Annotated in this window: 11 protein-coding genes; 7 read left to right on the top strand and 4 right to left on the bottom strand. The window is 48.0% G+C overall.

Annotation, left to right across the window (positions count from 1 at the left end):
• Positions 1–907 precede the first annotated feature (907 nt).
• Positions 908–1,567, top strand: coding sequence for a fructose-6-phosphate aldolase (fsa, locus tag KIH41_RS16755; RefSeq protein ID WP_213946488.1), 660 nt, complete (start codon positions 908–910; stop codon positions 1,565–1,567).
• A 112-nt stretch (positions 1,568–1,679) separates the two neighbouring features.
• Here the strand turns inward: fsa and KIH41_RS16750 are convergent, their stop codons facing one another.
• Entirely contained in the window at positions 1,680–1,853 is a 174-nt protein-coding gene (locus tag KIH41_RS16750; protein ID WP_213946487.1) for a hypothetical protein, read from the bottom strand.
• A 172-nt stretch (positions 1,854–2,025) separates the two neighbouring features.
• Here KIH41_RS16750 and KIH41_RS16745 point away from each other — a divergent pair, with 172 nt between their 5' ends.
• The 4 genes from KIH41_RS16745 (at position 2,026) to KIH41_RS16730 (ending at position 6,249) form a co-directional block, all read left to right on the top strand.
• Complete coding sequence (locus tag KIH41_RS16745; RefSeq protein WP_213946486.1) at positions 2,026–2,229, top strand: fructose-6-phosphate aldolase; 204 nt, start codon at positions 2,026–2,028, stop codon at positions 2,227–2,229.
• 2 nt (positions 2,230–2,231) lie between these two features.
• Positions 2,232–2,939: a cell division ATP-binding protein FtsE gene (locus KIH41_RS16740; protein WP_214163142.1), complete on the top strand. Its 708-nt coding sequence runs from the start codon at positions 2,232–2,234 to the stop codon at positions 2,937–2,939.
• A 543-nt stretch (positions 2,940–3,482) separates the two neighbouring features.
• Entirely contained in the window at positions 3,483–4,934 is a 1,452-nt protein-coding gene (locus tag KIH41_RS16735) for a S41 family peptidase (RefSeq protein ID WP_214163141.1), read from the top strand.
• 238 nt (positions 4,935–5,172) lie between these two features.
• Complete coding sequence (locus tag KIH41_RS16730) at positions 5,173–6,249, top strand: class I SAM-dependent methyltransferase (RefSeq protein ID WP_214163140.1); 1,077 nt, start codon at positions 5,173–5,175, stop codon at positions 6,247–6,249.
• A 399-nt stretch (positions 6,250–6,648) separates the two neighbouring features.
• Here KIH41_RS16730 and KIH41_RS16725 read toward each other — a convergent pair whose 3' ends face one another.
• Positions 6,649–8,121, bottom strand: coding sequence for a BCCT family transporter (locus KIH41_RS16725; RefSeq protein WP_214163139.1), 1,473 nt, complete (start codon positions 8,119–8,121; stop codon positions 6,649–6,651).
• A 167-nt stretch (positions 8,122–8,288) separates the two neighbouring features.
• On the opposite strand from KIH41_RS16725, the gene KIH41_RS16720 reads away from it, so the two are divergent.
• Positions 8,289–8,675, top strand: a complete 387-nt coding sequence (locus KIH41_RS16720; protein WP_213946480.1) for a PRC-barrel domain-containing protein — start codon at positions 8,289–8,291, stop codon at positions 8,673–8,675.
• Between the two features lie 445 nt (positions 8,676–9,120).
• Here KIH41_RS16720 and KIH41_RS16715 read toward each other — a convergent pair whose 3' ends face one another.
• Positions 9,121–12,063 carry an FAD-binding and (Fe-S)-binding domain-containing protein gene (locus KIH41_RS16715; RefSeq protein ID WP_214163138.1) on the bottom strand — a complete coding sequence of 981 codons (2,943 nt, stop codon included), beginning with the start codon at positions 12,061–12,063 and terminating at the stop codon, positions 9,121–9,123.
• A 629-nt stretch (positions 12,064–12,692) separates the two neighbouring features.
• Positions 12,693–13,409: a hypothetical protein gene (locus KIH41_RS16710; protein ID WP_214163137.1), complete on the bottom strand. Its 717-nt coding sequence runs from the start codon at positions 13,407–13,409 to the stop codon at positions 12,693–12,695.
• Positions 13,410–14,800: 1,391 nt separating this feature from the next.
• On the opposite strand from KIH41_RS16710, the gene KIH41_RS16705 reads away from it, so the two are divergent.
• Positions 14,801–15,742 (top strand): lysylphosphatidylglycerol synthase transmembrane domain-containing protein, encoded by a 942-nt coding sequence (locus tag KIH41_RS16705; RefSeq protein WP_214163136.1) that lies wholly within the window; start codon positions 14,801–14,803, stop codon positions 15,740–15,742.
• The last annotated feature ends 234 nt before the right edge of the window (positions 15,743–15,976 follow it).

Below are 15,976 nucleotides of genomic sequence, written 5' to 3'. Positions count from 1 at the left end.
TTCATCATTCACCATTCATCATTTAATTCCGTGACTGACCCGAAATCCACTTCGTACCTCGTACTTCTAATTACGTACTTACGAATGGGTACAAAGTACTAGGTACCAAGTACAAAGTACTCCTAACATCAATACGCTGGCTTCTAGCCATTTTGACCAATTGGTGTAATCTATCATTTCTACTTTCGTTGCCCTCCCTCCGGGCTTCGCTCTTCGGCTGGGGTATCAGTGTACCGAAAGTGATTTCATTATTCATCATTCATCATTCACCATTCATCATTTAATTCCGTGACTGACCCGAAATCCACTTCGTACCTCGTACTTCTAATTTCGTACTTACGAATGGGTACAAAGTACTAGGTACCAAGTACAAAGTACTCCTAACATCATACGCTGGCTTCTAGCCATTTTGCCCGGCTGAGACCATCTAACCTTCCAAGTCTTCCTGTTTTTTTCATCGGACCTGAAAGGTTTTTACCGTCAATTATTCATCATTCATCATTCACCAGTCATCATTTAATTCCGTGACTGACCCGAAATCCACTTCGTACCTCGTACTTCTATTTACGTTCTTACGAATGGGTACAAAGTACTTGGTACCAAGTACAACGTACTCCTACCATCATACGCTGGCTTCTAGCCATTTTGCCCGGCTGAGACCATCTAACCTTCCAAGTCTTCATGTTTTATTCATCGGACCTGAAAGGTTTTTACCGTCTATTATTCATCATTCATCATTCACCATTCATCATTTAATTCCGTGACTGACCCGAAATCCTATCTTCCTAAACTCCTACCCCTTGCTGCAGGCAAAATAACCTCCTAAACCAATACGCCAAAACCCTACTTATTTTTCTGACAAAATCTGTTTACCTTTACGCCCTTTAACACAAAAAACCTTTCTCAGATGAAATTCTTTATTGACACCGCTAATTTGGACGAAATCCGTGAAGCCTATGACTTGGGCGTTTTGGATGGCGTGACTACCAACCCTTCATTGATGGCCAAAGAAGGCATCACAGGAGATGACAACGTAAGAAACCACTACAAAGCCATCTGCGATATCGTGGACGACAAAGTGAGTGCGGAAGTTATCGCTACCGAATTTGACCAGATCATTGCTGAAGGCAAGGAGTTGGCAAAAATCGACGACAAGATCGTCGTGAAGGTTCCAATGATCAAAGACGGTGTCAAGGCACTCAAATATTTCAAAAGCGAGGGAATCCGCACCAACTGTACACTTGTATTCTCCGCAGGACAGGCTATCCTGGCAGCCAAAGCCGGAGCTACCTACCTTTCTCCATTTATCGGAAGACTGGACGACATCTCTTATGACGGACTTGAATTAATCCAGCAGATTGTCCACATCTACCAGACTCAAGGATATGAGACTGAAGTATTGGCAGCATCCATCAGACACACCATGCACTTGGTGAAATGTGCCGAAGTCGGCGCAGATGTGGTTACCTGCCCATTAAAAGTGATCACTGGCTTGTTAAAGCACCCATTGACTGATTCCGGGTTGGCTACATTCCTGGCTGACCACGCGAAAGCAGCGGGGAAATAAGACGAAGTACGGAGTTCGAGGCTGTGAGAAGTAAAAAGTCAGAGGTAAGAGGTAAGAAGTTGACCTCTTACCTCTCACTTCTTACCTTTTACTCTGGTACTATTTTAATCAATTAAGTATCCGCTTCCCCACGTCTCTGATCCGCTTCATTGAAGGGTTTGGAGGATTTGTTTAGCTTTTCATCCGGCCGACCTTTGTCGACCATCTTTCTCTTTTTCTGATAGCCTATCCATATAAATATGGCCAGGACGAGCAATACGAAGAAAATAATCAGTTCTAAGCCCATAATTTTGTAGGTTAAAGGTTAATTAATTCTAACAATTCTACAGCCTGGATGTTTGGCTAAGTGAATTCTCAAAAGCCTTACTATGGTAAAGCAGGAGTCTTTTTGAAACAAAAAATTTTTATACCACTCCCTTTTGATTAAATTTCGAACCTGTAGCACCTAATCTCATTCCATGTATATTATTAAAGTAAAAGGCAAAGCCAAGATTCCTGATTACATCCAGATCCGGGATGAGAATTTTGTGCTGGTGGCGTATTTCCGCGCCGACCGGCCTTTAAAAAACATCGAAAAGTTTGGCTTGGAAGGAAAGGAAGAAGCCCTGGAACAATTAATCAGAGATCTGCCATTTGGCAAACTCCAAAAACTTGACCTTTAAGCATGTTTACCAGCGACCCCATAGTAAGCGTAAAGAATGCCTGCATTTTTCAGGGAATCAATGCCATCTTGCAGGATGTGAATTTTAATATTGAAAAGTACGAGTTTGTATTCCTCATCGGCCGCACCGGCAGCGGGAAGAGCTCCCTACTCAAAACCCTGTATGCCGATCTTCCCCTTCAGATGGGACAGGCGCAGGTGGCTGGATACGACATCGAGAAAATAAAAACCAAGGACATCCCCTATCTCCGCAGAAAAATCGGGATAGTCTTTCAGGATTTCCAGCTTTTCACCGACAGAACAGTATCGGACAACCTCATGTTTGTCATGAAAGCCACGGGTTGGAAAGACAAAGCCAAGATGAAAACCCGGATGGCAGAGGTGCTGATGCGGGTTGGTCTGGGCGGAGCGGCCTCCAAGATGCCCCACCAGCTTTCCGGCGGGGAGCAGCAGCGGGTCGTGATCGCAAGGGCATTGTTGAACGAACCTAACATTCTCCTGGCCGATGAACCCACCGGAAACCTCGACCCTGAGGTGGCGGACGGCATATTCCAGCTTTTCCAGGACATCAACAAGCAGGGCACCGCCATCCTGATGGCCACCCATAATCATGAATTATTAAAGAAACATCCCTATCGTGTTCTTAAATGCGACAAGGGCCAGGTATTGGATAGCAAGACTTCGGATTTTAATCTTAGTACTTCTTTGTGATTTTTGGTACCAAGTACCAGGTACCATGTACCAAGTACACCGCAGGACAGATGCGCTTTGCAGGGAAAATAGAAGGCTTTTCTGTTAATCACCGTCTTTACTTTCGTATCCCTCCTTCGGAGCTTCGCTCCTCAGATGGGGGTATCTATTAACTCCGCAGTTTAGATGGTTATTTCCCGATCATCCCTGCGGGGATCGGGAGGTTTAGAAGGTTAGCGCGAGGCGACGCGATACGTAATCTAACCTTCCAGGTCTTCCTGATTTTTCATTGGAGCTGGAAGGTTTTACCGTGTATTACTTTATTATTCATCATTCATCATTCGACATTCATCATTTTACATCCCTAAACCCCTAAACCTTGCCGCAGGCAAATTAACCTTCTAAACCAATTCCCCCGTCTTCCGTCTCCCGTCTTCTGTCTTTTTTCTATGCATTTCAGACTTTTTTTCTTATTTTTCAGCCTACGATGAACAGTTTGGCAAGATATAGGATTATACAAATAAAGCTTAAACTGTTTAAACTTTACCCCAATAAAATTTCAGTATGAAAAAGAAACCAATTACCCTAAAGCATTTCTTTTTTCTACCCCTGCTAGCTTTGGTATTGCTGGCTTCCTGTAGAGAAGAGGAACAACCCGTGGTAGTGGATGATGATGATCCGCCGGCAGTGGAGAGGAATCCTAACGTGGCCATCAATGAATGGACACAGGATGTGATGGATGAGGTGTATTACTGGCTGGAAAATATGCGTGCGCCAACTAGCTTGACCGCCAACCCCAGAGATTATTTTGAAGCCCTGCTATATAAGCCTACCGACCGTTTTTCAGCTATTTATGAAAATGCCGGTGCCCTTCAAGATGGACTTGGCGGCGTAAACCAAGAGGCGGGTTATGAATTCCAACTCTATTATTGGAATAGTGAAGAGAGAACTGTTGCTGCGGTGGTCTCCTATATCAAAAAAGGAAGCCCTGCACAGGGAAAAGACCTGAAGAGAGGTGATATAATTTTAGGCATTAATGGTACCCAGATCACGGACCAGAACTATGGAGAATTGATCCGTGAGATGCGTAGCCAGCACACCATTACCTATAGAAGAAGGAATTTGGAAACAGGTAGCATCGAACAAATGCCTGACATTGAAATGGAGGTAACACGTGTAGCCGAAAACCCGAACTTTATGGACACTGTATATACGGTTAATGACCAAAAGATCGGATATGTGGTCTATCACTTCTTTGCCCCCAGCCCAAATCCAACTCAACAGGGCGCCCAACCTATATACGATGATGAAATGGATCAGATTTTCAGCAGGTTCAAATCAGAAGGGATAAGCCACCTGATCATTGATTTCCGCTACAACGGAGGTGGGTATGTGAGCAGTGCTGTCAACTTGGCCAGCTTAATAGGCGCAGGGGTTACATCCAGCGATGTATTCTCCAAGACAAAATATAACAGCTTCATTATGAGCTTTCCGCAATTCCAAAATGTGCAGACCAATTTCAGAAACAAACCTGAGAACATTGGTAGCCAGCTTTCTGGAAATAGGGTATATATATTGGCAAGTGGTAATACAGCCTCAGCAAGTGAACTCATCATCAACAGTTTGAGGCCATACATGGATGTGGTCATCGTAGGTACCAAAACTTATGGTAAAAATGTGGGATCCATTGTGGTTGAGGATGAGGAAAACGAGGACAATAACTGGGGGTTAATGCCCACTATTTCCAAAAGCTTCAACAGCCGGGATGAGTCCGAATACGGAACAGGATTTCTACCTGATATTGAAATCAATGAAGCAGATGAGCATTTCCGTCCCTTTGGCGACGTGAATGAAGCCTTATTGCGCACCGCCATCACCGCAATCACCGGCACCTCCCCTGCCGGCCGCCAGCAGTTTGAAAAACTCAACCGCCGTGAAATTGCCAACACGGTTGAATTCAAAGTGCGCCATGGCGTCATGATTGATGAATATAATCCGATAAAGGAACTGAAATAGGTTTATGGGTTATGGCTCCTGCGGAGCGTTTATGGTTTAAAGTTTAAGAATGAAGGCCGTGCCGTTTTGGTGCGGCTTTTTTTTGCACATACATTTTATAGGGACTCGGTGATTTTTAGATAGATTACTGGGTATCATATAGTTACTTAAAGTATTGTTTTGTAATTTTATAAAGGCAAATAATTATAATATCTTTTCACTGTAAACATCTTAATCTTCACACGCAAGCTAAGCGGCCATGGAAACTACAGCACAGTTTGACCCGGCAAAAGCGGAACAGTTTGCCGGAAATCTAGCGGATGCCTTCAACAAGGCCTCCCTGACGATGATGATATCTCTGGGGCATAGGTCAGGCTTGTTTGATAGCCTGGCAGAAAACCATCCCTCCACTTCCTCCCAAATAGCCCAAGCTGCCAACTTACACGAGCGGTACGTCAGGGAGTGGCTGGGTGCAATGGTAGCTGGCGGGGTCATCGAATATGAGACCACAAATGGAACCTATCGGCTACCGGCTGAACATGCCGCCTTCTTAACGCGTAAAGCCGGTCCGGAAAATTACGCTGTGTTTGCCGAGTTCATTTTCTCTTTGGCAGCCAATGGGGACCAAGTGCTGGATTGTATGAAAAACGGGGGCGGCATTTCCTATGACGCATACCACCGATTTTATCATGCCATGGATGAGGACCAGTCAATTATCGGCACATTTTTCCAGCAGCTCCTTCCTTCAATCCCTGACTTGACTGCAAAGTTGCACCAGGGGATCTCGGTATTGGATGCGGGTTGCGGCACGGGCGGCTTGCTGTTACGATTGGCCTCGGAATTTACCAACAGCCATTTTACCGGAATCGACCTCACAGAGTTTGCGATTAATATGGCCAGGTCCCAAGCAGAGAAATCGGGCTTGGCCAATGTGGAATTTATCTGCAAGGACCTCACCGAATTCCATTCGGAAGCTATAGAGAACCGGTATGATTTAGTCATGAGCATTGACGCCATACATGATCAGAAAAGCCCCATGAATGTATTAAGGGGAATCTATAAAACCCTGAAACCGGATGGGACTTACCTCATGGTGGATATTAACGGTTCAGGTCATCTCCATCAGGATAAAGACAACCCCTTTGCCCAGCTGCTTTATGCCATTAGCTGTATGCATTGTGTTCCCGTATCATTTGGACAGGGTGGCGAGGGATTAGGCGCCATGTGGGGCGAGACTAGAATCAGGGACTACACCAGGGAAGCCGGATTTTCCTCCATCACCCCTTATCAATTTCAATCGGATCCTTTAAATACCTATTTTATTATTGGGAAATAACATTATAAGAATTTACATCATTCAGGTTCCGTGGCGGGCTTGACATATTCTTCGTACCTCGTACTTCTAATTTCGTACTTATTATTTGGGTACCAAGTACCAGGTACCAAGTATTTTTAGGACAAGGCGCTTTTCGGAGTAGTTTGGAGGTCCTTCTAATATTAACCGTTTTTATTCCCGTGTCCCTCCCTTGAGCTGCGCTCTTCGGATGGGGTATCAAAAGATGTCTCGAGGCTGTGCCTCGGGACGATAGAATTGGAGGCCTACCATTGCCTGTAGGTAGGCTGTGCCTCCCAAACGTGCACCTCTGCCGCGAATACCTGGTACCAGGTACTTCGTACTTGGTACCCTTACCGTGACTGACTTAACACAAGTGACCAATTTTGTTTGCTTCTTACTTCATCTTCCCCTCACCACAAAGTACCCCATCATCCCCAGAAACAAAAAACTAAAGGGCAATGCGAAAAGGATCAGCAGGTTGCTCACAGCGTTGAGCAGCTCATCTTTGCCTAATATGATTACAGTCACTGTCACTGCCACCAGGGTTATGGCCCAGAAAACCCGCAGGGACTTTCGGGGTTCGGACCGGCCATGGTCGGTAAACATGCCCAGCACATAAATGGCCGAATCCACCGAGGTGACCAGAAAGGTGCAAACCAGGAAAAGGGACAACCAGCTGGTGAGTTCCGCCTGGGGAAGGAAGTCAAAAAACCTGAAAATTGCCGTGTAAAGGCTGTCAAACTCATTCCCCTGCAGCTGCCCGCTTCCCAGAAGGCGGAAGGCGGAGCTGCCAAATACTGAAAACCAGAGAAAGGTACCCAGCGAAGGGACCAAAAGTGCACCCAAAATAAACCCACGGATTGACCTCCCCTTGCTGATTCTGGCTATAAAAACCCCGGTAAACGGTGCCCAGGCTAGCCAGAATGCCCAATAGAAATAAGTCCAGTTTTTGAGAAATGGCCTCCCCACTTGGAATTCACCAAGGTTTAAACTCATGGGAAAGAAACCTATGAGGTATTCATATAGGGCAAGAAAAAAGTTCTGGAATATTTGGCCAACATTGCCCACCCAAATAGTAAAAAGCATCAACAGCAGCGCCAGGGCAATATTGAGGTTGGAAATTATCCGAATGCCTTTGCTCACGCCTAGGTAGGCCGACATCCCTGCAATTATCCCAATTGCCAATACTACCCAAGTCGCCGAGTGGGAGTCGAAGGGTTCAAACCCGCCCAAAAAGGACAACCCCTCCAAGACCTGCCTGCTCCCCAACCCCACTGCTGCCACCACTCCCAGCATGGTGCTGATCACCGTCACGCTGTCGATGGGCGCTGTGAAAACAGGTTTTTGGAATCTGTCTCCCAGAATGGAAGAGCTCAAAATTGTTTTCTTTTTACAAAATAGCTGATAGCCTACTATCAAACCAAACATGGTATAAAATGCCCAGGGAGTGAGGCCCCAGTGAAAAAAGGTATATTGAAGGGCGAAAACCTCCAAAGCATAGTCACCTTCCCTGGGTGGATTTTGAAAATAAAAGGCAGGTTCCTGCACCGCCCTAAGCAGCAGCCCCGCCCCCATTCCGGTGCTATACATCATGGCTATCCAGGAATACCAGGAATAGGCGGGCTTATCCTGACCGAACCTGATTTTCCCGAAGGGAGAAAAGGCCAAAACCAGCAGGAGCAGAACCGTAAGCAGTCCCAAAACAAGGTAAAACCCTCCAAACCAAGTCAGGACCACATCGGTGCTGGCCGCCAGCATTTTCTGAAGATTATCGCGCTGAATCCCCGCAAGCACCAGAAAAACCAGGCAGGTCGATCCGCTCAGTAAGAGGGTTGGGTTGGCGAAAAGTTTTGGTGGTAGTTTTGGATTCAAATGTTTTGATGTTAGGGTGTCGGATGTCGGATGACCGATGTCGGATGGAAGACCGGAGACCGAAGACCGAAAACCGGAGACCGAACTGAATAATGGTTAAACAATTAAAGTGTTAAGCTGTTCTAATAGCAACTTTAACTATTTTAAAACCACAAACCAAAAAAATTATGGACACTTCGAATCCAAACCCAAAAGTGATGGTTTCCAGCTCGGACGTAGTAGGCACCGACGTAAGAAATCTTCAGGATGAAAGCGTGGGGTCAATTGACCATTTGATGTTTTACAGTGAGACAGGCGAGATTGCCTATGCAGTTTTGAAGGTGAACACCGGCTTTTTGAACATGGATAGCAAGTATTTCGCCATTCCATGGAGAGCGTTGTCATTTACCAGAGCTTCCAGTTCCGGTGAAGACGTGATCACCTTGGATGTAGACAAGGAAAAACTAGAAAACGCCCCTGGCTACGACACTGACAATCCTCCATTGGGTCCGCAAACGGAGTTTGTCAACGAGATCCACCACTATTACGGAATCGAGTCGCATCACAGAATGTAACCCCAAAAGCCTCCGAGAAATCGGGGGCTTTTTTTTTTTGGAAAGGGATCACACCACTCCTCCCGTCATTTCGAGGCACTATATTTTGCAAACTCACCCAATGCTATGACGATATGATTTCTCGCGGCGGCGCTGCGATAATCGCTGCGATCGCTGCGAGAACTTTTACTCGTCAATAATACCGGAGCGAAGCGGAACGGAGAAATCTAAACACGTACAACCTTCGGTAAATTCCGTGGTTGTCATGGTTGTCCGCACCGAGGGTCAGCCTCGGATGTGTAACGGGGATAAAGATTCGTCCCGACATCCCCCTAACCCCTCCCGATCCACTGCGCTACTCGGGACTGTAGCTTCAAAGGGGGAATTGCTCACGTCCTTTGCAGCGAAATCCCCACCCTGACCCAAAAACTTCGTACTTCCAACTTCGTGCCTCGTACTTACCAAATCACCCCCTATACGCCTCCCACAACACCTCCACAGGATGCAACGCCTTCCTTCCCGTGCCGTCGGCGATTTGATGCCGGCAGCTGGTGCCAGGGGCGGCGATGATGGTCTCCTCTGTGGCTTCCCTTACGGCAGGGAAAAGGACCATCTCCCCAATCTGCATGCTCAATTCGTAATGCTCCTTCTCATAGCCAAAAGATCCGGCCATCCCGCAACAGCCCGAAGGAATGGTTTCCACCACATAATTCTCCGGCAGGGATAACAGTTTGTGGCTCCAACTCACGGCAGAAAGTGCTTTCTGGTGGCAATGCCCGTGAAGCTTGATGGTCTTGGGCTCGGAGGTGAAATCTTCCGTCTTGATGTTGCCGGCCACTATCTCACGGCCAATGAACTCGTCCAGCATCAGGGTATGGAACTTCAGTTTTTTGGCATCCTCCACCAGGCTTTTGTCCACCAAGCGGGGATATTCATCCCTGAAACTCAAAATCGCTGAAGGCTCAATCCCGATCAAGGGATGCTCCCCGTCCACCAAGGGTCCAAATACCCTCACATTGGCTTCCGCATGCTTTTTGGCTTTGTCCAACAGCCCTTTCGACAGGGCAGACCGCCCGCTTTCTTCATGCTCGGGCAAGACTATCTCATAACCAAGTTTCTTAAGCAGTTGCACGGCCTTGATCCCTATCTCCGTATCGTTGTAGTTGGTAAATTCATCGGCAAAGAGGTAAACCGTCTTGATGGCCTTCGCTTTTCCCGGCAGGGAATCATAATTCTTCTTAAACCATGCCCTCAAACTCACCTTGCTGATCGCAGGCAGTTCCCTCTTTTCGGCCACCCCTAAAATAGTCTTCAGGGCCTTCCCTGTAATTTTATTGCCCAAGAAAAAATTGGACAGCCCGGCCATCTTTCCTCCCAAATCATTTAAGGTGGCAATATTGGCAAAGGCTTTTGACCTGAGCGGAACACCGTGGGTTTTATGGTATTGATGCAGGAATTCAGCCTTCATGGAGGCCATGTCCACGTTGGAAGGGCACTCAGCGGTGCAGCCCTTGCAGGAAAGGCAGAGGTCTAAGGCTTCTTTTATTTCCGGATGGTCAAAAGGATTTGGCTGGGTATCCTTGGTCAAGAACTCGCGCAAAGTATTGGCCCGGCCCCTGGTGGTGTCCTTCTCGTTGCGGGTGGCCTGGTAACTCGGGCACATGGTGCCACCTGAAGCAGGTAGCTTGCGGCAGTCCCCAGACCCGTTGCATTTTTCGGCCATGCGAAGGATGCCCCCTACCTGGCTGAAATCCAGTTCGGTCTTATGCACAGGGGTTTCCATATCTTCTTCATACCTCAAAAAGGTATTCATGGGAGCAGCGTCCACGATCTTGCCGGGATTGAAAATGTTTTTCGGATCCCAGGTGGATTTTACCCTTCGGAAAAGCTGATAATTGGCCTCTCCTACCATCATGGGAATGAATGGCGCCCTTACGCGCCCATCCCCATGTTCCCCGGAAAGGGATCCGTTGTATTTTTTGACCAGCTCAGCTGATGCTTTTGATATCTTGTAAAACTCCTCCCTATCCCCTTTCTTTTTCAGGTCCAATATGGGCCGCAGGTGTATTTCCCCCGCCCCGGCATGGGCATAATGCACAGGCTCCTGCTGGAAGGTTTCCATGGTGCGGTCAAATTCGTCAATGTAATCCGCAAGGTCCACGATATCCACGGCGGTATCCTCCACACAGGCCACCGCTTTTCTGTCTCCTGGGATATTGGCCAGCAGGCCTAGGCCCGCACTTCTCAAAGACCAAGCGCTGGCCGTTCGGTCCGGCTCGATAATAGGATAGGCATATCCGAGTCCAGCTGCCTTCAGGTCATCGACCAAGGCCTTTCCCTTGCCCAGGGCCTCTTCCAGACTCTGCCCCCTAAACTCTATCATCAGCAGGGCCATGGGATCGCCCTCTACGAAATAGCGGTTTTTGCTGTACTCAATGCTCTCCTTGGTGCAGTCCAAAATGATTTTATCCATCAGTTCCACCGCCATGGCCGGATGCTTCATGGCCACTTGGGAGGCCTTCATACTCTGGTGTATGCTCTCAAAATGGGCGGCAACCACAATGTCCACAGGTTCGGGAAGCGGATCCAGACTGATCTTGATCTCGGTGGTAAAAGCGAGAGTCCCCTCCGATCCGGTCAGCAATTTACAAAAATTGAACGGCTGCCCGGAGTCGGCAAACACCTCCGACTCCACCAAATAGTCCAGGGCATAGCCTGTATTTCTGCGGTGGATGGATTTTTTGGGGAAATGCTTATGGATATTCTCCTGGTTCTTTGGATCTGAAAGTTCCTTTTTGACCTGTCTGTAAAGGTCCCCCTCCAAACCGGTCAGGGTACACTTTTCATCAAATGCTTTCTTATCCAGCTGCCCAAATACAGTAGGTTTGCCATCACTTAATAGCACCTTGAGCTCGAGCACTTTTTCCCTGGTGGTGCCATATACGATGGAAGTTGTCCCGGAGGAATTGTTTCCCACCATGCCCCCGATCATAGCCCGGTTGGCTGTGGAAGTGACGGGGCTAAAAAACAGTCCGTAAGGCTTGAGAAAGCGGTTGAGTTCATCCCTCACCACGCCAGGCTGCACGCGTATCCATTTTTCCTCGGCGTTGAACTCGAGGATTTGGGTGAAATGCTTGGAGACATCCACCACTATCCCGTTGCCCACGCATTGTCCGGCCAGGGATGTTCCTGCCGTGCGGGGAATGAGGGAGGTCTGGCAAGCATTCGCAAAATCGATCAGGAGCTGTATGTCCTGTTCGGTCTGTGGAAATGCCACGGCCAAAGGGATTTCGCGGTAAACGGAGGCGTCGGTGGCGTAAAGGGTCTTGGAAAGGGAATCGAATTTCAGCTCCCCCTGCATGCGGGCAGCGAGTTTTTCCAAGTCAGGGATTAGGTTTGATGAACTCATATCCAAAATTAACCAATATCGCAGGACTTAGCCTCACCAGTTTCAGGGAATTTTTCGGATAAGATTTCACGCCACGCCGCAACGAAGGCGCGGCGATCACAGCGGTTTCTCACTTCGTATTTCGTACTTCGTCATTTCGTACTTTAGCAACGTGGTTGTACGTAAGTTGTTACGTGGTTGTCATGGTTGTCCGTCCCGTGGCCCTGCTACGCAGGTCCGGGACCGTTGTCGTGGTTGTCATTGTTCCGTGTCAGGTCAGCCACGTTCATTACTGAGAGCAGCTTAACGGGAACAGCTGAAAGTCCATTAACGACAACAATCACGGCTGTGCTATCGGTAAGGATTAACGTAAGTAATTCTCGGTTCTGCCGAAGGTCCTTTGCTAAGCGCAGCTTTGCAAAGATGCTCGTAAATGTTTCCGTTAAGGTACTTTCAACCCACCCGTGACTGAAAATAGATAGAACAATGACAACAATGACAACTGATTCCGCGAAGCGGAAGAGACAACCAGTCCCGGTGAGCGGAGCGAACTCGGGACGGACAACCCTGCCGGCCTTGCCTGGGCAGGCGGGCACGCCGCACTTACGCAGGTAAGCTCCTGCTGGGCGCGGACACCCTCACCTTAATCCTCACTTTTTCACATTCACCTTAACGGAATTATAATACAGCTCCGTGAGGCCTTCAAACCCAGAATCAGTACCAAAAATAAGCCATAGGGAACCTTGATCGTCCGTATAGACACGCAAAGGGCGGTTGATGTTTTGGCGGGAGATGAGGGTGTAGGCAAACTCCTCCCCTTCTATGCCAACCGTCCCCATGTCGTACATATCCGCGCCATCGGCGGCCTGGTTGCCTTTGTCGAGATTCATCTGGAGGTAACCGTCGGCATCGGGTTCGGCGAGGGGCTCATAGTTTACCGCCCCGGCCTTGAGGAAGACCGATCCGCCTGGACTGCCCCCAATTCCGAAAGACTCCTCGGGATACTGGCTGGCGAGTTCGATTTCAAAGCTCACCTCATATTGGGTGTTGGGCTGGAGGCCGTTGATTTGGCGTTTGAAAAACATGAAAAGGTCATCGCTCCTGTTGTGCCCCTGAATGAAGAGGGCATTACCCTGCTGGCCCGTTTCCTCGGGAAGCGGTCGGTGGCCGTAATCGAGTTCATAGATATCCTGTCCCTCGGTAGGCAGGTCGGAAAAGCCGCCCTGCCAACCCTCCATGTCCTGTTCAAAAGTATAATTCAGTTCCATCCTCTCCTCCCCCTCCGGCACGGGAGTCTCCGTGCAGCCCACTGCTGCCAATAACATAAATACACCAATCATGCTTTTCATATTGAGTTCTTTAAGCATATGTATCAAAAATTGGGCTAAGGAATTTGGGTACTAAGTACAAAGTACCAGGTACCAAGTACAGTACAACAACAGCATCGGGTCAGTCACGGAATTAAATGATGAATAATCCACGGTAAAAACCTTTCAGGTCCGATGAAAAAATCAGGAAGACCTGAAAGGTTGTATGTGGTGTTGCGTCGCCTCGCGCTAAACCCCTAAACCTCCCGATCCCCGCAGGGATGATCGGGAAATAACCTTCTAAACTGCGGAGTTAATAGATACCCCATCTGAGGAGCGAAGCTCCGAAGGAGGGATACGAAAACAAGAACGGTGAATAACAGAAAAGCCCCCAATCTTCCCCGCAAAGCGTATTGTCCTGCGGTGTACTTGGTACTTGGTACCTAGTACTTGGTACCCATTCGTAAGTACGAAGTTAGAAGTACGAACATGGCTAAGGGCAGCCACGGGTTGAAATTAAGAATTAAGAATTAAGAATTGAGAATGGAGAATGATGCTTGCCCGCCGGGGCGGGAATGATGAAGTAAATTCTCGTTAAACTGATACCCCATCTGAGGAGCGAAGCTCCGAAGGAGGGATACGAAAACAAGAACGGTGAATAACAGAAAAGCCCCCAATCTTCCCCGCAAAGCGTATTGTCCTGCGGTGTACTTGGTACTTGGTACCTAGTACTTGGTACCCATTCGTAAGTACGAAGTTAGAAGTACGAACATGGCTAAGGGCAGCCACGGGTTGAAATTAAGAATTAAGAATTAAGAATTGAGAATGGAGAATGATGCTTGCCCGCCGGGGCGGGAATGATGAAGTAAATTCTCGTTAAACTGATACCCCATCTGAGGAGCGAAGCTCCGAAGGAGGGATACGAAAACAAGAACGGTGAATAACAGAAAAGCCCCCAATCTTCCCCGCAAAGCGTATTGTCCTGCGGTGTACTTGGTACTTGGTACCTAGTACTTGGTACCCATTCGTAAGTACGAAGTTAGAAGTACGAACATGGCTAAGGGCAGCCACGGGTTGAAATTAAGAATTAAGAATTAAGAATTGAGAATGGAGAATGATGCTTGCCCGCCGGGGCGGGAATGATGAAGTAAATTCTCGTTAAACTGATACCCCATCTGAGGAGCGAAGCTCCGAAGGAGGGATACGAAAACAAGAACGGTGAATCACAGAAAAGCCCCCAATCTTCCCCGCAAAACGTATTGTCCTGCTGCGGTGTACTTTGTACTTGGTACCTAGTACTTTGTACCCATTCGTAAGTACGAAGTTAGAAGTACGAACATGGCTAAGGGCAGCCACGGGTTGAAATTAAGAATTGAGAATGGAGAATGATGAATGGAGAATTGAGAATGATGAATAATGAATGAAGTAAAAACACGGTAAAAAGTATAACTTTGCCCACGACCAAAATTGAGAAAAAGAAGCAAATAAAGGTGAGTGAACAGGTAAAGAACAAATTGAAGCTGATAGTCAAGCTGGCCGTGACGGGGCTGGCCATGTGGCTGGTGTCCACCAAGGTGGATCTGGGCGAGGTGGCGGTGGCCATCACCAAGGCCCATCCGGGGTACCTGCTCCTGGCGCTGCTCTTCTTTGTGCTTTCCAAAGTCGTCTCCGCGGTCAGACTGCGATACTTCTTCCGGGAAATCGACGTGCACCTTTCCCATATCTACAACTTCCGCCTTTACCTGATCGGCATGTTCCACAACCTCTACCTTCCCGGCGGAGTAGGCGGGGACGGATACAAGGTTTACCTCCTGAACAAGGAAAGCCAAAAGCCCGTCAAAAAACTGGTTAGCTCGGTGCTTTTTGATCGCATCAGCGGTCTGGTAGCCCTATTGTTTCTGGCCCTGGTGCTTTCCTATATCAGTTCCATCCGGATGATTTTCAACGAATTTGAAGTTTACGCCCTGATTCTGCTCATTCTAGCCTATCCGGGCTATATCATCATCACCAAAAAGCTTTTCCCCGGGTATCACAAGAACCTCTACAAAACCTCAGCCCTCTCCCTTTTGACGCAAAACATGCAGCTGGTCTGTACTTATTTTCTTCTGAGGAGCTTGGGAGTGGAAAACCAAATTCTTGAATACCAGGCCCTATTCATGCTGGCCTCTATTGCCACCATTGTACCGATTACTTTCGGCGGCATAGGCGTACGTGAGATGGTCTTTATCGCAAGTTACCAAGTCTTGGCCCTTGACAAGGGAATCGGCGTCAGTTTCAGTCTCCTCTTCTTCGCTATCACTGCCCTGGTTTCTTTCTCCGGCGCCTTTCTGAGAGCCAAGACGAAGGGGAAGTACGAAGTACGAAATCCGAAGGACGAGGTAGAACTAAGTTAACCCCGCGTCATTGCGATCCCGACTATCCTGTTCTCCCAGAAAACAAGTCGGGAGAAGCAATCTGAAACGCAAATCAAACCGTCCAGCTCTCGTGATTTTCGAGAGACCCCGCGTCATTGCGATCCCGACTATCCTGTTCTCCCAGAAAACAAGTCGGGAGAAGCAATCTGAAACGCAAATCAAACCTTCCAGCTCTCGTGATTTTCGAGAGACCCCGCGTCATTGCGATCCCGA

The organism is Litoribacter ruber (assembly GCF_018500185.1).
In the GTDB taxonomy this organism is placed as follows: domain Bacteria; phylum Bacteroidota; class Bacteroidia; order Cytophagales; family Cyclobacteriaceae; genus Litoribacter; species Litoribacter ruber.
This window is presented reverse-complemented; position numbering and strand designations above follow the sequence as displayed.